The sequence below is a fragment of the Dorea phocaeensis genome (assembly GCF_900240315.1).
Classification (GTDB): Bacteria; Bacillota; Clostridia; order Lachnospirales; family Lachnospiraceae; genus Dorea_B; species Dorea_B phocaeensis.
Map to the genome: position 1 here is coordinate 237,140 of NZ_OEPZ01000001.1, position 16,583 is coordinate 253,722.

At 44.8% G+C, this 16,583-nt stretch carries 17 protein-coding genes; 16 read left to right on the plus strand and 1 reads right to left on the minus strand.

Annotated elements, in window-relative coordinates; genetic code table 11:
• The 6 genes from C0979_RS01050 (at window position 1) to C0979_RS01075 (ending at window position 4,748) form a co-directional block, all read left to right on the plus strand.
• Entirely contained in the window at window positions 1-726 is a 726-nt protein-coding gene (locus tag C0979_RS01050) for a YveK family protein (RefSeq protein ID WP_101694747.1), read from the plus strand.
• Window positions 726-1,478, plus strand: coding sequence for a class B sortase (srtB, locus tag C0979_RS01055; RefSeq protein WP_101694224.1), 753 nt, complete (start codon window positions 726-728; stop codon window positions 1,476-1,478). The genes C0979_RS01050 and srtB overlap by 1 nt, the downstream gene beginning before the upstream one ends.
• Window positions 1,468-2,442, plus strand: a complete 975-nt coding sequence (locus C0979_RS01060; protein WP_101694225.1) for an LCP family protein — start codon at window positions 1,468-1,470, stop codon at window positions 2,440-2,442. Before srtB ends, C0979_RS01060 begins: the two co-directional genes overlap by 11 nt.
• 76 nt (window positions 2,443-2,518) lie before the next feature.
• Window positions 2,519-3,151, plus strand: coding sequence for a hypothetical protein (locus C0979_RS01065; RefSeq protein WP_101694226.1), 633 nt, complete (start codon window positions 2,519-2,521; stop codon window positions 3,149-3,151).
• A gap of 82 nt (window positions 3,152-3,233) precedes the next feature.
• Window positions 3,234-3,962, plus strand: coding sequence for a CpsB/CapC family capsule biosynthesis tyrosine phosphatase (locus C0979_RS01070; RefSeq protein WP_242962618.1), 729 nt, complete (start codon window positions 3,234-3,236; stop codon window positions 3,960-3,962).
• 15 nt (window positions 3,963-3,977) lie between these two features.
• The gene (locus C0979_RS01075) at window positions 3,978-4,748 is read left to right on the plus strand and encodes a CpsD/CapB family tyrosine-protein kinase (RefSeq protein WP_101694227.1); all 771 of its coding nucleotides are present in this window, start codon (window positions 3,978-3,980) and stop codon (window positions 4,746-4,748) included.
• A 40-nt stretch (window positions 4,749-4,788) separates the two neighbouring features.
• Here the strand turns inward: C0979_RS01075 and C0979_RS01080 are convergent, their stop codons facing one another.
• Window positions 4,789-6,528 (minus strand): Rqc2 family fibronectin-binding protein, encoded by a 1,740-nt coding sequence (locus tag C0979_RS01080; protein WP_101694228.1) that lies wholly within the window; start codon window positions 6,526-6,528, stop codon window positions 4,789-4,791.
• Window positions 6,529-6,884: 356 nt separating this feature from the next.
• Between C0979_RS01080 and C0979_RS01085 the strand changes: the two genes are divergently transcribed.
• The 10 genes from C0979_RS01085 (at window position 6,885) to C0979_RS01130 (ending at window position 16,576) form a co-directional block, all read left to right on the plus strand.
• Window positions 6,885-7,766 (plus strand): YicC/YloC family endoribonuclease, encoded by an 882-nt coding sequence (locus C0979_RS01085; protein WP_101694229.1) that lies wholly within the window; start codon window positions 6,885-6,887, stop codon window positions 7,764-7,766.
• Window positions 7,767-7,779: 13 nt separating this feature from the next.
• Window positions 7,780-8,400, plus strand: coding sequence for a guanylate kinase (gene gmk, locus C0979_RS01090; protein ID WP_101694230.1), 621 nt, complete (start codon window positions 7,780-7,782; stop codon window positions 8,398-8,400).
• A gap of 4 nt (window positions 8,401-8,404) precedes the next feature.
• On the plus strand, window positions 8,405-8,641 hold the full coding sequence (gene rpoZ / locus C0979_RS01095) for a DNA-directed RNA polymerase subunit omega (protein WP_101694231.1): 237 nt from the start codon (window positions 8,405-8,407) through the stop codon (window positions 8,639-8,641).
• 95 nt (window positions 8,642-8,736) lie between these two features.
• Complete coding sequence (rimO, locus tag C0979_RS01100) at window positions 8,737-10,062, plus strand: 30S ribosomal protein S12 methylthiotransferase RimO (protein ID WP_101694232.1); 1,326 nt, start codon at window positions 8,737-8,739, stop codon at window positions 10,060-10,062.
• The gene (pgsA, locus tag C0979_RS01105; protein WP_101694233.1) at window positions 10,059-10,601 is read left to right on the plus strand and encodes a CDP-diacylglycerol--glycerol-3-phosphate 3-phosphatidyltransferase; all 543 of its coding nucleotides are present in this window, start codon (window positions 10,059-10,061) and stop codon (window positions 10,599-10,601) included. The genes rimO and pgsA overlap by 4 nt, the downstream gene beginning before the upstream one ends.
• Before the next feature lies 1 nt (window position 10,602).
• Window positions 10,603-11,841 (plus strand): competence/damage-inducible protein A, encoded by a 1,239-nt coding sequence (locus C0979_RS01110; RefSeq protein ID WP_101694234.1) that lies wholly within the window; start codon window positions 10,603-10,605, stop codon window positions 11,839-11,841.
• 27 nt (window positions 11,842-11,868) lie between these two features.
• Complete coding sequence (locus C0979_RS01115) at window positions 11,869-13,296, plus strand: GNAT family N-acetyltransferase (protein ID WP_101694235.1); 1,428 nt, start codon at window positions 11,869-11,871, stop codon at window positions 13,294-13,296.
• Between the two features lie 12 nt (window positions 13,297-13,308).
• Window positions 13,309-14,742 carry a GNAT family N-acetyltransferase gene (locus tag C0979_RS01120; protein WP_159459842.1) on the plus strand — a complete coding sequence of 478 codons (1,434 nt, stop codon included), beginning with the start codon at window positions 13,309-13,311 and terminating at the stop codon, window positions 14,740-14,742.
• A gap of 115 nt (window positions 14,743-14,857) precedes the next feature.
• Window positions 14,858-15,550, plus strand: coding sequence for an iron-sulfur cluster assembly scaffold protein (locus C0979_RS01125; protein WP_101694237.1), 693 nt, complete (start codon window positions 14,858-14,860; stop codon window positions 15,548-15,550).
• Window positions 15,551-15,565: 15 nt separating this feature from the next.
• On the plus strand, window positions 15,566-16,576 hold the full coding sequence (locus C0979_RS01130) for a GGGtGRT protein (protein WP_101694238.1): 1,011 nt from the start codon (window positions 15,566-15,568) through the stop codon (window positions 16,574-16,576).
• The last annotated feature ends 7 nt before the right edge of the window (window positions 16,577-16,583 follow it).

The following is a 16,583-nucleotide window of genomic DNA, read 5'->3' on the forward strand; positions in this document are numbered from 1 at the left end:
ATGAATGAAAGAATAGAAGCGGCAAAAATGGAAAGAGAAGAGATGGAGATTGACCTTCTGGAGATCGCTCGTCTGTTATGGCATAAGGCGTGGGTGATCTTGCTGTGCCTGATTATAGGAGCGGGTGCGTTCGGCGCATATACAAAGTTCCTGGTGACACCGAAGTATACGGCGTCTTCTATGATCTATATCTTAGGTGAGACAACAAGTATTACGTCTGTAGCAGATATCCAATTGGGAACCCAGTTGACGGGAGACTTTACCACACTGGCCAAGAGTCGTCCGGTTCTAGAAGAGGTTATTGAGAAGGAGAATTTGGACATGTCTTACGGCGAACTTTCAGCAGCTGTAACGATTGAAAATCTTCCGGATACACATATTTTGAAGATTAGTGCGACGGATACGGACGCTGAGCAAGCGAAAAAGATCTCAAATGCGATGGCTGAGGCTACCGCAGAGACGATTGCAAATGTTATGGCAACCGAGCGGCCAAGTATTGCAGAAAAAGCGCTGAAGCCGTCTGCGCCTTCCAGTCCGAATTTTATGAAGAATCTGTTAATGGGAGGTTTGATTGGAGCTGCTTTTGCCATGGCGGTTATTATCATCAGGCATTTGCTGGATGATACGATTAAGACAGAAGAAGATGTAAGAAAATATCTGAAGCTGAATACGCTGGCATCTATTCCAATGGAGAAAAAGTTAAAGCATAAAGGGAAGGCGGCATAATGAAGAAGAACCCTAGAAGAATCCTGGGCGTGATTCTGCTTGTTTTGGCAGTGGCGTGTCTGGGAGGGTTGATCTATTATAAAGTATCGCAGTCGTCAAAAGAAGATGTCTATCAGAAGGTTCAAAAGACGGTGGTGGATAAAGAAAAGAAGCAAGAGGAAGGACCGGAATATGTAAGTCCAATTGACTTTGAAGAACTTCAGAAGCTGAATGCAGATATCTATGCCTGGATTGAAATTCCGGGAACTGCGATCAATTATCCGGTTGTTCAAAGTCCGGATGACGATGGGTATTATCTGAATCATACTATTGAGGGACAGGAAGGATATCCGGGGGCAATCTACACAGAACGCCAGAATGCAAAAGATTTCAGTGATTATAATACGGTGATTTATGGGCACAATATGAAGGACGGAAGTATGTTTATGGGACTTCATGCCTATGAGGATCCACAATATTTGAAAGAATATAATGAGGTGATTATTTATACGCCGAATCATCAGTATACATATCGGATTTTTGCAGCGGTGATTTATAATAACCGTCACATCCTGAATAGTTATGACTTTGGAAATGAGGAGCAAAGGCAACTATATCTGGATTCTATCTATGCGAGCCGAACGATGCAAAGCAGTATTGATGATTCTGCGGAAGTAGATACCCAGAGTAAGTTATTGACACTTAGTACCTGTATCGGCGGGCAGCCGAATCAGAGATTCCTGGTGGAGGCAGTGTTGACGAATGAAAAGTAGTAAGAAAAGAACGTGGATCACGATTCTGCTGATCCTGGCAGTCTGTATAGTGGGTGTAGGGATCTATCTGGCAGAAAGCAGGGGAAAAAGCGAAGAAGCCGTCTCTGATGCGGAGGAGATTGAGACAGATACCGTTGTTTACCAAGGGAAAAAGTATCGCTATAATTCCGATCTGGAGCTGATTCTTTTTATGGGAGTAGATAAGTCGGAATCCATATCTTTACAGAATCATGCGGGAGCGGGAGGGCAGACAGATACCCTCTTGTTAGCGGTATTGGATCGGGAGCAGGAGAAGGTGCAGATGGTGTCGGTCTCCAGAGATACCATGACGGATGTTAAGATCTATGATGAGTCAGGGGAATATCTAGCGACGGAACATGCACAGATCGCGCTGCAGTATGCATATGGAACCAGTGCGAAGCGAAGTATCCAGATGACGAAGGAAGCGGTTTCAAATCTTTTATATGAGGTTCCAATTCGTTCCTATGTGTCTTTGAATGTAGAGGGAATTGCACCGATCGTAGACGCAATGGGAGGGGTTACCCTTACGATTCCAGAAGATTACACCATGATCGATCCAGCGTTTACGCAAGGGAACGTGCTTACATTAAACGGCGCACAGGCAGAAGCGTATGTCCGCTATCGGGATCAGGCGGTGACCGGAAGCAACACGCAGAGAATGGAGCGGCAGAATGAATTCCTGCTGGCATTGTTCCAACAGCTGAATCATGCCGGGTTAAAGAGCCAGGACGGGTTTCAGTGGATTTTTGACAGCGTGGGAGATTATCTGGAGACAGATTTGACGGCGAAGGAGATGCAGCGCTTATCAGAATATGAATTTCAAACGGAGATCATAACGCTTCCGGGTGAAATGCAGGCAGGAACGGAACATGATGAATATGTAATTGATGATGAAAGATTGTACGATTTGGTGTTAAAATTATTTTACAAACCAATCGATTGATGTTATACTATACAAGAATGAATCATAGTAGGATATTCAAAAATGTTTTTGGACAAAGATATATGGAGGAATGAGCATGAAAAAACATGTAAAAAAACTGGTGGCAGCCATTTTGGCAATGACAATGGTATGCGCAATGGGAATGACGGCATTTGCTGCGAAGAGCCCGGCTTCTAGTGGAATTGTGAATAAGGTTGTATCAGCCGTTGATAAGAATGGAAATGCAGTAAATGTAGAGATTCAGGAGATGCCGCAGGAGTATCAGGAAGTGGCAGCTCAGATCAGAGATATCAATACAATAAAGGCGCTTTTGGGAGACCGTTTCGTAGAAGGAATGGAAGTGATTGATGTACGCAACGTAGTCGTTGTTGGAGATGAAAGCCAGGTTAATTGGCCGATCGACATTACATTTGAAGTTCCGAGCGTGCTGACGACAACTAAGGTTGCTGTGCTTCACTATTCTGACGAGAAGCAGGCATGGGAAGTGGTACCAAGTAAGGCAGGAAAGGGTACAATTACAGCAACATTTGACAGTCTTTCGCCGGTTGCATTTATCGTAGATAAGAATACATCTGCAAGTGCAGTTGGAAATGGTAGTACAACATCTCCAAAGACAGGAGAGGGTATGGTAGTTCCATTCCTTGGAACAGCGGCAATTGTATTGGCTTTAGGAGCTGTCATCTGTCTTCGTAAAAGAGAAGTAAAATAGATCATATCTGAAAATTCTCTTTCTGGGATGTTTCTCTCAGAAAGAGTTTTTTGGTCTATAGCCTTTTTTATAGAGGAGGAGTATGGCGAAGATGATTTTGACAGATATCCATTGTCATATGCTGCCGGGAGTAGATGACGGTGCAGCGGATGTAAAAGAGTCGATGGCGATGTTGAAAAAAGCATATCGTGATGGGGTGAGACGGATCATTGTAACACCGCATTATCGCCGGGGAATGTTTGAACCTGACCCTAGGAAGGTGCTTCACCGGTATGAAAAAGTTAAGGAGAAAGCGGCGCAGATCGGGGCGAATGGAATTGAACTGTATTTAGGATGTGAATGTCACAGATACAGTGGAATGGCGCAGGATCTAAGAAAAGGAATTCTTCCAACATTAGCAGAAAGCCGTTATGTATTAGTAGAATTTTCCGGTATTGATCCGTATTCACGAATACGGGCCGTAATCTATGAACTGACAAGTGCGGGATTTGTTCCGATTATTGCACATGTAGAAAGATGTCGGTGTATGGCAGAACATTTGGATAATGTGCAGGATGCGATAGATCTTGGAGCTAAAATCCAGGTGAATGCAGCTTCTATGTTAGGAAAGCATGGTAGGCAGTTGAAACGATACTGTAAGAAATTGATGAAACACAAGATGATTGACTATATCGCATCAGACGCCCATGATTTAAAGGTGCGTCCTCTGCTTTTAAGGGAATGTGCGGATTATGTAGAGAAAAAGTGGGGAAGAGACACGGCGAAAAGAATTTTTGTAGAGAATCCTTCTGAAATCATCGGTAAAAAATAGGAGATTATAAGAGATATGAAGAAGACAACGATCGAATTAGAATCTTTAAATTATGCGGCAAAAGAAGAATTGAAGACGCTTAGAACTAATATTTTGTTTTGCGGAAGTGATAAGCAGGTTATTATGGTAACGAGTGCTGTGATGGGGGAAGGAAAATCACAGATTTCCACACGGCTGGCAGTTTCTCTTGCAGAACTTAAGAAAAAAGTTCTATTAATTGATATGGATCTGCGTAAGTCTGTTATGGTTTCCAGATTGAAGGCACAGGGGATTGATAAGGGACTGACGCATTTTCTGTCTGGGCAGGGCACGATGGCGGACGTCGTTTATTCCACGAATGTTCCGAAGCTTCATATGATTTTTTCGGGTCCATATGCACCGAATCCTACGGAACTTCTCTCAGGAGAACGGTTTCAAAAGATGTTGAATTCTCTGAAAGCGTTGTATGATTATATTATTATTGATGCGCCGCCGCTTGGGATGGTTGTAGACGGTGCGATTATTGCAAAGAGCTGTGATGGCGCTGTGATGGTATTAGAGTCAGGTGCAGTAAAATATCGTTTGGCACAGAGAGTGAAAGCGAAGCTGGAGGATGCCGGATGCCCGATTCTTGGAGTAGTTCTTAATAAGATAGACCGAAGGAAGACCGGAGGTTACTATGGAAAGTATTATGGCAAGCATTACGGCAAGTATTATGGGGCTTCGGATGCAAATGCAGAGAAGCTTCACGAAGATGCAAAACGCCATAATTTGGAGGATGATATTCGTAGGGATCTGCAGAAATAAGATTTTAATGAAAATTAGAGAAAGTAAAAGCGTACGGGAATTAATCCTGTACGCTTTTTATATTGCTGATATCAGAATCGATCATCAGAGAGTAGTTGGTGTAATAAACGACGAATCCGGGTTTTGATCCGTTTGGCTTTTTCACATGTTTTTTTTCAATGTAATCAATTTCAATCTTATCACTGCCACGATTCTTGGAGTAGTAGGCGGCGAGTCTTCCGGCCTCTTCAAATGTGCTGTCGGGCAGTTCGTCTCCGTTTGTTTTTACTATGACATGAGATCCGGGGATCCCTTTCGCGTGAAACCACCAGTCATTTCCGTTGGCGAAAGAGAAAGTGAGTTCTTCATTCTGCAGGTTGTTTTTTCCGACATACATATGATAACCGTCGCTGGAAATATAATGAAGTGGTTTGCTGATGAGTTTTTCTTTCTTCTTCGTAAATTTTCTGCGGACATAACCGGTCTGAATCAATTCCTCTTTGATCTGGGCAAGATCGGCTTCTGTTAATGCAATATCCAATGCATTACTGATGGACTCTAGATAATGGATGTCATCTGAAGTTTCCTGAATGAGTTCCGAAAGAGCCTCGAAGGTTCGTTTCTGCTTGTTGTATTTATGAAAATACTTCTGAGCATTTTCAGCGGGCGTCATAGTCGGATCTAAAGGAATGGTAATTTCTTCATTCGTATAGTAATTAAGCGCTGTCAGTTCCTTGGATCCGGGAGCGAGGTTGTAACCGTAAGTGTGAATCAGTTCTCCGTAGACTTTATAGCGGTCTCGGCCTTTAGTGTCGTTTAATTGACGCGTCTGAAGATCGTATTTTTTCCGGTTTCGTTCCAGTGAAGTCTGCACTACGTGGCGAAGATCTGCGCTCTTTTGCCGGATTCGGGTCTGTGTGCTGCGTGTTTGGTAGTATTCAAACAGCAGTTGAGAAATGGAAGAAAATTCCCGTGCCGTATCAGAAGGATACTGGGGCAGAGGGAGTGCAGAGAATTCTTTCGGTGTATTTCCATTATAATAGATGACCGGTTGGAAGCGTCCGTCGTGGACTTGTTCCATATAGTAATCGAATTGACGGTACAGATGAAGCAGCTGATCATCGGAAAGGTCACCAGCTGTCCGTTCGGATTCGATACCTGCAAGTGCGCAGATTCCTTCGGCTGCGACCGGACTGATTCCGGTAAAGCTGGTGTAGAGAGCCTTGCCAAGAGAGGATGGTTTCTCTCTTAGAGCAGAAGCGAAGGTTTCTTCATCTGTTTTCAGAGGGTTGTGCTTGGTCATTGTATCTGGGATGAAGTAGGTTCGGCCCGGAAGTACCTCGCGTACGGAGCTCATTTGGGCAGATACGTGTTTGATGCTGTCTAGAATCATTCCTTCTCCATTACAGAAAATAATGTTGCTGTGTTTTCCCATGATTTCCACGATTAGTTGTTTCCTACACAGGTCGCCCAGCTCGTTTAAGTGTTCAATCGTAAACTGAATGATCCGTTCCAGACCGGGCTGGCTGATTCCAACGATTCGGCCATTACCGATATGTTTGCGAAGTAGCATGCAAAAACCCGGTGCGGTCATCGGGCTTGGTTTGTTTTCTTCTGTTAGATAAATCAAAGGGAGGGAAGCGCTGGCTGATATGCAAAGGCGTCTTGCTCCCTGAGGGGTCTTGATTGTAAGCAGCAGTTCATCGGCTTCCGGCTGTGCAATCTTAGCGATTCTGCCGCCTGTAAGCTGGTCGGAAAGCTCGTGAGTGAGCGCTGCAACTGTAATTCCGTCAAATGCCATATTGTTTCCTTTCCAAAGGGTATTCGCCCTATCATCTGCGTAAAAAAGTGTTCGCAGTGCACTAGCTCGCGAGCAAAGCTCTCTCGCTAGAGGGCATGCGCCCTATCATCTGCGTAAAAAGTGTTTGCAGTGCACTAGCTCGCGAGCAAAGCTCTCTCGCTAGAGGGCATGCGCCCTATCATCTGCGTAAAACAGACTCTAGTCTGCAAGCAGCCTATTTCTGTTTTTCACAGATGGCACTGCTTAATGTTTATACTATATCACAGTTGACGGAATATGCCAAATGACTTATAATTATTTATGGCAATTGAGGCTGTGATTCATAGATCCATTAATGATAAGAAGAGGTTTCTAGTATGATAAAGAGTATGACTGGCTTTGGACGCTGCGAGATATCTGCAGGAGAACGTAAATTCACCGTTGAGATGAAGAGTGTGAATCATCGTTATCTGGATGCGAATATTCGTATGCCGAAGAAGCTCAATTTTTTTGAAACGGCAATTCGTAATCTGTTGAAGCAGCGGGTGCAGAGAGGTAAGGTGGATATTTTTATCTCTTATGAAGATTTTTCGGAAGGCCAGGTGGCACTGAAATATAACTCTGCGCTTGCAGCGGAATATTTGTCTTATATGAAGCAGATGGAAGACGAATTCGGGCTGGAGAATGATATTCGGGTATCTGCACTTTCTCGCTATCCGGAAGTGCTTACGATGGAAGAGCAGGTGGTTGATGAAGACGAGCTCTGGAATGGGCTGAAGCAGGCTCTGGAAGGAGCAATTGTACAATTTGTGGAGACCAGAAGCCAGGAAGGGGAACGTTTAGAGCAGGATATTACCGAGAAGCTGGACGGACTTTTGGAACTGGTGGGACAGATTGAGGAGCGTTCACCGAGGATTATTGAGGAATATCGTGGTAAGCTGGAAGGTAAAGTGCGGGAACTTTTGGAGGATACGCAGATTGAGGAAAGCAGGATTGCGGCAGAAGTCGTACTTTTTGCAGATAAAATCTGTACAGATGAGGAAGTGGTGCGGCTGAAAAGTCATATCGTGCATATGAAGGAAACACTGAAATCCAATGAAAATGGAATTGGACGCAAGCTTGATTTCATTGCACAGGAAATGAACCGGGAAGCGAATACCATCCTTTCTAAGGCAAATGATTTGGAAGTGTCCAACATCGGTATCAGCTTAAAGACAGAGATCGAGAAGGTCAGAGAGCAGATTCAGAATATTGAGTAAAAGGAGTTAATCCATGGAGAACAAAGGAATTCTGATTGTAGTATCGGGTTTTTCCGGATCCGGAAAAGGTACGATTATGAAGAGACTGTTGGAGAAGTATGATAACTATGCGTTGTCTATTTCTGCCACAACTAGAAGTCCCAGACCGGGAGAGGAAGACGGGCGGGAATATTTTTTCCGAACGGTGGAAGAATTTGAAAAAATGATTGCGAAAGACGAACTGATAGAGTATGCTAAATACGTGGATAATTACTACGGAACACCGCGTGCATACGTAGAAGAGCAGCTTCAGTCAGGCAAAGATGTGATTTTGGAGATTGAAATTCAGGGGGCTTTGAAAGTCAAAGAAAAGTTTCCGGAGACGCTGCTTTTGTTTGTGACACCTCCTTCGGCAAAGGAATTAAAGAACCGGCTGGTAGGCCGGGGAACGGAGTCGATGGACGTGATTGAGTTCCGTATGAACCGTGCAAAAGAGGAAGCAGAAGGGATGGACTGCTATGACTACCTGATCGTCAATGATGAGTTGGAGGTCTGCGTAGAGGAGGTTCACCGTATCATCCAGGGAGAACACCGGAGAAGTTTCCGTAATGCGGCATTTATAGAATATATGAAAGAGGAATTGAAAGGAGAGTAATGTTATGTTACACCCATCTTACACAGATTTGATGAAAGTAGTGAATAAGGACGTTGAGGAAGGCGAGACAAAGGTTGTCAACAGCCGTTACTCTATCGTGATGGCTACGGCGAAGAGAGCGAGAGAGATTATTGATGGCTCAGTACCGCTGGTTCCGGTAAAAGACGGTGAAAAACCGCTGTCTGTAGCAATTGATGAGCTGAACCAGGGTAAGATCAAAGTCGTAGGAGAGGAAGACTAATCCTTCAGATATGTAGTTAAAGCGGGGCAGATGCCGGGAGGTATCTGCCTTTCTTCAAAGTAGTAAATAAGAAGAAAAAGAAAAGGAGACGATGTATGAACATTCTATTTATATCCCTGGGATGTGATAAGAACCTGGTAGACTCGGAAGTGATGCTGGGACTTTTGGATTCCAAAGGGTATCAGATCGTAGATGATGAGACGCTGGCAGACATCATTGTCGTGAATACCTGCTGCTTTATCCACGATGCCAAGGAAGAGAGCATTCAGACGATTCTTGACATGGCGCAGTATAAGACGGAAGGACGTTTAAAAGCGCTGGTAGTGACAGGATGCTTAGCACAGCGTTATCAGCAGGAGATTTTAGAAGAGATCCCAGAAGTAGATGCCGTGCTTGGAACTACGTCTTATGACAAAATTGTGGATGCTGTAGAAGAGTCGCTGGAAGGACAGGGACATGTTAAGATGCAGGATCTGGATGCGCTGCCATTGGTAGAAACTAAGAGACTGGTAACCACGGGAGGACATTTTGCCTACTTAAAGATTGCAGAAGGATGCGATAAACATTGTACATACTGCATTATTCCGAAGATCCGTGGCAATTATCGCAGCGTTCCGATGGAAAGGCTGATCAAAGAGGCGCAGGAACTGGCAGATCAGGGTGTGAAAGAGTTGATTCTGGTTGCCCAGGAGACTACGATGTATGGAATGGATCTTTACGGAAGAAAGTCTTTGTCGAAGCTTCTTAGAGAACTCTGTAAGATCAGCGGTATTCGGTGGATTCGGATTCTTTACTGTTATCCGGAAGAGATTGACGAGGAATTAATCCAGACGATCAAAGAAGAACCGAAGATCTGCCATTATTTGGATTTACCGATCCAGCATGCAAGCGATGGTGTGTTGAAACGAATGGGAAGAAGAACTTCAAAGGCACAACTGGTGGAGATTATTGGAAGACTGCGTCAGGAGATTCCGGATATTACACTTCGCACCACATTGATTACCGGATTTCCGGGAGAGACGAAGGAGCAGCACGAGGAACTGATGGAATTCGTAGATGAGATGGAATTTGAACGTCTGGGAGTGTTTACGTATTCTCAGGAAGAAGATACACCGGCTGCTGGATTTGAGGATCAGGTGGAAGAAGAGGTGAAAGAAGATCGTCAGGCAGAAATTATGGAGCTTCAGCAAGAGATTGTATTTGAACAGGCCGAATCCATGATTGGAAGAGAGGTGCTGGTGATGATCGAAGGAAAAGTAGCCGATGAAAATGCCTATGTAGGACGGACTTACAGAGATGCACCAAATGTAGATGGATTGATCTTTGTGAATACAGAAGAAGAACTGATGTCCGGGGATTTTGCAAGAGTTAGGGTAACCGGAGCAGCAGAATATGATTTGATAGGAGAGTTGATATCATGAATTTACCAAATAAGTTAACCGTACTTCGAGTGATTATGGTTCCGTTTTTTGTGTTTTTTATGTTGACAGATGTGGGAGGAGCGGCAAATAAGTGGATTGCCTTGGCGCTGTTTTGTATTGCAAGTCTGACGGATCTTTTGGATGGCAAGATTGCAAGAGCGAGAAATCTGGTAACCAATTTTGGAAAATTTATGGATCCGCTGGCGGATAAGCTGTTGGTATGTTCTGCTATGATCTGTATGATTCCATCTGGAAAGCTGGCAGCATGGTTTGTTATTGTGATTATTGCCAGAGAATTTATTATCAGTGGTTTCCGTCTGGTTGCGTCTGATAATGGAATTGTAATAGCGGCAAGCTACTGGGGAAAATTCAAGACCGTTTCTCAGATGGCTATGATTATCGTTTTGATTCTGGATCTTGGTGGCGTATTTGATGTGATTGGAACAGTGTTGATTTGGGTTTCCCTGATTCTGACGGTGGTATCTCTGATTGATTACGTGGCAAAGAATATCCAGGTACTGACACAGGGAGGAATGTAACGTGACGGTAGAACTCATTTCGGTAGGCACAGAGATTTTGCTTGGAAATATTGTGAACACCAACGCAGCTTATCTTGCGGAGCAGTGCGCGGCTTTGGGGCTGTCTTGTTATTATCAGACTGTCGTTGGAGATAACGAGGAACGGATGGAGGCGACAATCCGTCAGGCGGTGTCCCGATCAGATGTAGTGATTCTAACAGGAGGTCTGGGACCGACGAAGGATGATCTGACGAAGGAAGTTACAGCCAAAGTGTTCGGAAGAGAGTTATATGAAGATCCTCATTCCCGTGCCCGGATTGAAGAGTATTTTCGCCGGGGACATGCCGGGAAAGTGACGGATAATAACTGGAAGCAGGCGATGGTGCCGGAGGGAGCGAAAGTAATCGATAATGATAACGGGACGGCTCCCGGGCTGATTCTGGAAGGAGAAGCAATTGCAATTTTGATTCCGGGACCACCCAATGAGATGAAGCCGATGTTTGATAAAAAAATCGCTCCGTATCTCAATGCATTGCAGCCGGAAGGAATTTACTCCAGAATGGTAAAGATTTGCTCTGTCGGGGAGAGTCGGGCGGAGACGATGATTGCGGATCTTATGGATCAGCAGACGAACCCCACGATTGCACCGTATGCGAAGACGGGTGAAGTACACCTTCGGGTTACTGCAAAGGCAAAAAGTGAGGTGGATGCAGAGGCGTTAATGGAGCCGATGCTCCAGGAACTGAAAAGTAGGTTTGGCGATCGGATCTATACGATGGAGGAAGATGTAACGCTGGAAGAGGCGGTTGTTCGCCTGCTGGAAGAGAAGCATTTCAGCGTTACGACAGCAGAATCTTGTACCGGAGGGCTTCTTGCAGGAAGACTGATGAACGTACCGGGAGCTTCTAGTGTCTATAAAGAAGGCTTTATCACCTATTCAAACGAGGCGAAAGAGCGGCTTTTGAATGTGAATCGGGAGACCTTGGTTCAGTATGGAGCAGTCAGTCCACAGACGGCTATTGAGATGGCACAAGGAGTGGCAAAGGTAGCAGGTGCAGATGCGGCTATCAGTGTTACCGGTATTGCAGGACCGGGCGGCGGGACGAAGGAGAAGCCGGTAGGACTTGTTTATATTGGCTGTTATGTCAATGGCCGGGTACATGTAGAAGAATGTTTCTTCCATGGAAACCGGGAGAAAAACAGAGAATCGGCAGTGGCAAGGGCGCTGACCGTCCTTCGTAATGAATTGCTGCATGAATAGAAGAGAAATACAACAGGAGGACGACAGATGGAGACGAGATTGCTGGGGGCGGAAGAGGCAGGCGCCGTACTTCAATTAGTGAAAGATAAGATTGAAGATACTTTGTATCAGCAGATTGTTGAAGATTACAGGCAGCAAATACTGGTTATCTTCGGAATCTTTGATGAGCAGAGAGTCTGTGGCGTCTCGGCGCTAAAGAAGGACGGACAGGTGCTTTTGGTTTACGTGATGGAAAATTGCCGTCGCCGGGGTGTTGGAAGTATGCTTCTTTGGAGCATGTACCGATATTGCGCAGCTGTGTTTCGGGTTCCTGTTATAAGTGTATTGTCGCCATCCGAAATGACAGTCTTCTTCCGTAAGCTTGGTATGCAGACGGAAGGTATGCATATGTCGGAATCAGGCCAGGAAGGCAGGGAAGGAGACGCGAAGATCAGGCTGGTGATGCAGGTACAGCCGGAGACTCCAGCCTCTCCTTTAAATTCCAAGACGCCAGTGATTATTGCAGTAGTGGTTGGCGTGATTGCAGTCTGCCTGGTCATCTTTGGCGTGGCCGCAGCAACAAAGCGGATATTTTTGGAGTTACAGGAAAGTGCTTTGGAGCAGCTTCCTTATGGACTGGAAGAAGAGGGCGGATTCTACGGAGAAGGAGAAGATCCGGGCTTGGAAGGATTTCCGGATGCCGGAGGGGATTATGAAAGCGTTGAAGATAGCACAACAGGGATGGCAGCGGTTCCTTCTTATATCGATGAAGATCTCTCTTATGAGATTACAGATCAGTCCTATGACTATACAGATAATGAGAAGGAGACAACCGTTATTACCTTCCAGGTAGGATATCCGGAAGTGACTGGACTTTCCAGCAAGAAGGTGGAAAAGAAGGTGAATGATGCGATTCGTTCCTGCGCAATGGAGACGGTGGATAAGATTTATATAAATCCTTCGGAAGAAATCAAAGAGACGGTTCTGTCATCTCAGACTCCTATGCTTGCCAATTTGGTGGAGAGTAAAGTGACTTATGCTACGGATGGACTGATTTGCGTGATGTTTTCTGATGCAAGTTATCAGGGAGGGCCGGAATATTTTGATGAGACGATGCGGGCATGTACCATTAACCTGGAGAGTGGAGAAGTATACGAACTTTCCGATATTATGGAACTTTCCGATTCTTTTGTGGAAGCATGGATTACGGGAATGCAGAAAGAGACGGGAAAGAATGCATTTTTGACGGAATTAAGTCTAAAGGAACTGCAGAAGCTTCTGAGTGGAAAAGAAGAAAGCGGAATCTACGATGTGGAATTTTTCCTTGATCGGGATGGAATTGAAATTGGTTTGAATTTTAATTATCCGCCGGAAGATCCCCATGATCTTGGCTATTCCTGGGTGACAGCACCATTTTCTTATAAAGAGATTAAACAGTATATTTCCGATAAAGAGTTTTGGAATCTTCTGGGATAAAGGAGGATGTGTATGCAGATAAGAGATTTGACTGGCGAAGAGATAGAGCGTGTATATCAAGAGACTGCCGGCAGTATCTTGGAGGGTTTTCCCTTCGTAAATGATTTCTCCAAGATAAGGGAAAAGGTACAGCGTGGGGAAATCATCTTTGCTGGGGCGTACCAGGAGGGCGATGGCAGCCAGGAATTATTTGGATTGGGAGCGATAACCAGTTCCGGAGAGATCTTCGGGATTTACGTGCGAAAGATGCATCGTCATCATGGCGTAGGAACGGCTTTGTTGGATGCGCTGTGCAGAATGTGTCAGGGGCGTTTTTCCGTAATGCGTATGAACGTAGAAGCGCCGTCTCACCTAATCCCTCTTTTCCAGAGAAGTGGATTTGTCTGCTGTGGTTCGCTGCAAGAGAGAGAAGGAAGATCCTGGGCTTCTATGGAGCGAATTATGCCACTGGTGGCAGAAGAGCCTTCGGCAAAGAAGACGAGCAAAGGAACCATTGGTGTGATCATAGGAATATGCGTGGTGGTCTTGATCCTTTTGATAATCATCGTTCTTTTGGGCGGAAGACTTCTAGGTGAGCTTGGCAAGAATCAAAGGGAACAGGCGCATCAGAATCCTGGTTATCATAAGCAGGAGAAGTATGATTGGGAAGAAAAGCATACGCCGTCACTGGATGAGGCAGGGGATTCCAAGCAAACGGATCGGTCGTCTGAAGATGAACTTGCGGACATTGAAGTGTATGAAGCGCCGGTATCTTATGCTGTTCGTACCGAGAAATATGAGGAAAAGTCAGAAGAGACGAAATTGTCGGTTGACTTTGACATTGAGTATCCGCAGGTGGAAGGGCTTCCAAGTGGTAAGGATCAAGAAGTAAACCAGATTTTAAGAGATGCAGCGATGAGCAGTGCAGATCTTTTCTATCTGCAGCCCGCTGAAGAAGTGCAGGAATTCTTCAGCAGTCAGGAGAATCTTTATCTGGCAAGTGAGGTGGACTATAAAGTTACTTATATGGATGAAAATCTGTTGAGTGTGGTGTTCACGGATCATTATTTTTTAGGCTCTATGTATCTGGAGTATTCAGATTTGCGGGCAAGGATTGTCAATTTGGAAACGGCAGAGCAGTATGAGATAGAAGATCTGATCGTCTCCTCACCGGAATTGATACGTCGTTGGAGAATGGGAATTCTTGACCAGAATCCGGACAGTTATCCGGGCAAGGAGCTGGAGGACAATGTATATGAGCGAATGCTGACAGGAGAAATCGTGGATGGTCGGTATTTCGCAAATCTATTTTTAGATAAGAATGGCGTATGGATCGGATTTACCTATGCGTTCCAAAGTGACGATGGGCAGCGGATCGAAAGAGGATGGACAACAGTGCCGTTTGCGTGGAAAGAGTTTGCCCCTTACGAATCCGATCATAAAATGTGGGATATTCTGAAAAAATGATGCAAAGTGACAATTGACGAATCTTGTAATATATGAGAGAATAAATACAGTATGGTGTTAAAGTAATAACGACCCTTACGAGAGAAAATCATACATAGTTGAAAGGAGTTTTAAAATGATTTATTCACATGAAGTAGAAATGATGTGTCCGGTAGCTCAGGGTGCAAATCACGGACCAGCTCCGATTCCGGAAGAAGCAAAATGGGTGCAGGCAAAAGAGATTAAAGATATCTCCGGTCTTACTCACGGTGTAGGCTGGTGTGCCCCACAGCAGGGAACATGTAAGCTGACTCTGAACGTAAAAGACGGTATCATCCAGGAGGCTCTGGTTGAGACAATCGGATGTTCAGGAATGACACATTCTGCTGCTATGGCATCTGAGATCCTTCCAGGAAAGACTATTTTAGAGGCATTAAATACAGACCTTGTCTGTGATGCAATCAATACAGCAATGAGAGAGTTATTCTTACAGATCGTATACGGAAGAACACAGAGCGCATTCTCTGAGGACGGACTTCCGATCGGTGCTGGACTTGAGGACCTTGGAAAAGGACTTCGTTCTCAGGTTGGTACCATGTACGGAACATTAGCAAAAGGACCTCGTTACCTGGAGATGGCAGAAGGTTATGTAACAGGTATTGCTCTTGACGATCACGATGAGATTATCGGATACCAGTTCGTAAGTCTTGGAAAATTCACAGACTTTATCAAAGCAGGTGATACACCAAACGATGCTTGGGAGAAAGCAAAAGGACAGTACGGACGTGTTGCAGACGCAGCGAAAATCATTGACCCACGTAAGGAGTAAGGAGGACAAGCGAAAATGGCTTTATTTGAATCATATGAAAGAAGAATTGATAAAATCAATGAAGTATTAGGAAGCTATGGCATTGCTTCTATCGAAGAAGCTGAGAAGATCACAAAGGATGCCGGACTTGATGTATACAATCAGGTAAAAGGAATTCAGCCAATCTGCTTCGAGAATGCATGCTGGGCTTACATTGTAGGTGCAGCAATCGCAATTAAGAAAGGTTGCAAGAGCGCAGCAGACGCAGCAGCAGCAATCGGAGAAGGCCTTCAGGCATTCTGTATCCCAGGTTCTGTAGCTGATCAGCGTAAAGTAGGTCTTGGACATGGTAACTTAGGAAAAATGCTTCTGGAAGAAGATACAGATTGTTTCGCATTCCTTGCAGGACATGAGTCTTTCGCAGCAGCTGAGGGTGCAATCGGTATCGCAGAGAAAGCAAACAAGGTTCGTAAGAAACCTCTTCGTGTTATCTTAAACGGTCTTGGAAAAGATGCAGCTAAGATCATTTCCAGAATCAATGGATTTACTTATGTTCAGACTGAGTATGACTACTACACAGGCGAATTAAAAGAAGTTCAGAGAATTGCTTACTCTGATGGACTTCGTTCTAAAGTAAACTGCTACGGTGCAAACGATGTACGTGAAGGTGTTGCAATCATGCACAAAGAGGGAGTAGACGTATCTATTACAGGTAACTCTACAAACCCAACACGTTTCCAGCATCCAGTTGCAGGTACATACAAGAAAGAATGTATCGAGCAGGGCAAGAAATACTTCTCAGTAGCATCTGGTGGTGGTACAGGACGTACACTTCACCCAGACAACATGGCTGCAGGTCCAGCTTCTTACGGTATGACAGATACTCTTGGACGTATGCACTCTGATGCACAGTTCGCAGGTTCTTCATCTGTACCGGCTCACGTAGAGATGATGGGTCTGATCGGAGCAGGTAACAACCCAATGGTTGGTATGACTGTTGCAGTTGCAGTTTCCATTGAAGAAGCAGCGAAAGAGGGTAAATTCTAAGAAACCC

Excerpts from the sequence above, each read along its gene's own strand:
- rimO (WP_101694232.1), top strand. The coding sequence starts at position 8,737 with ATGAACATTCTATTTATATCCCTGGGATGTGATAAGAACCTGGTAGAC.
- C0979_RS01050 (WP_101694747.1), top strand. The coding sequence starts at position 1 with ATGAATGAAAGAATAGAAGCGGCAAAAATGGAAAGAGAAGAGATGGAG.
- rpoZ (WP_101694231.1), top strand. The coding sequence starts at position 8,405 with ATGTTACACCCATCTTACACAGATTTGATGAAAGTAGTGAATAAGGAC.
- C0979_RS01080 (WP_101694228.1), bottom strand. The coding sequence starts at position 6,528 with ATGGCATTTGACGGAATTACAGTTGCAGCGCTCACTCACGAGCTTTCC.
- C0979_RS01070 (WP_242962618.1), top strand. The coding sequence starts at position 3,234 with ATGGCGAAGATGATTTTGACAGATATCCATTGTCATATGCTGCCGGGA.
- pgsA (WP_101694233.1), top strand. The coding sequence starts at position 10,059 with ATGAATTTACCAAATAAGTTAACCGTACTTCGAGTGATTATGGTTCCG.
- C0979_RS01085 (WP_101694229.1), top strand. The coding sequence starts at position 6,885 with ATGATAAAGAGTATGACTGGCTTTGGACGCTGCGAGATATCTGCAGGA.
- C0979_RS01125 (WP_101694237.1), top strand. The coding sequence starts at position 14,858 with ATGATTTATTCACATGAAGTAGAAATGATGTGTCCGGTAGCTCAGGGT.
- srtB (WP_101694224.1), top strand. The coding sequence starts at position 726 with ATGAAGAAGAACCCTAGAAGAATCCTGGGCGTGATTCTGCTTGTTTTG.
- C0979_RS01075 (WP_101694227.1), top strand. The coding sequence starts at position 3,978 with ATGAAGAAGACAACGATCGAATTAGAATCTTTAAATTATGCGGCAAAA.
- C0979_RS01115 (WP_101694235.1), top strand. The coding sequence starts at position 11,869 with ATGGAGACGAGATTGCTGGGGGCGGAAGAGGCAGGCGCCGTACTTCAA.
- C0979_RS01065 (WP_101694226.1), top strand. The coding sequence starts at position 2,519 with ATGAAAAAACATGTAAAAAAACTGGTGGCAGCCATTTTGGCAATGACA.
- C0979_RS01130 (WP_101694238.1), top strand. The coding sequence starts at position 15,566 with ATGGCTTTATTTGAATCATATGAAAGAAGAATTGATAAAATCAATGAA.
- C0979_RS01120 (WP_159459842.1), top strand. The coding sequence starts at position 13,309 with ATGCAGATAAGAGATTTGACTGGCGAAGAGATAGAGCGTGTATATCAA.
- gmk (WP_101694230.1), top strand. The coding sequence starts at position 7,780 with ATGGAGAACAAAGGAATTCTGATTGTAGTATCGGGTTTTTCCGGATCC.
- C0979_RS01060 (WP_101694225.1), top strand. The coding sequence starts at position 1,468 with ATGAAAAGTAGTAAGAAAAGAACGTGGATCACGATTCTGCTGATCCTG.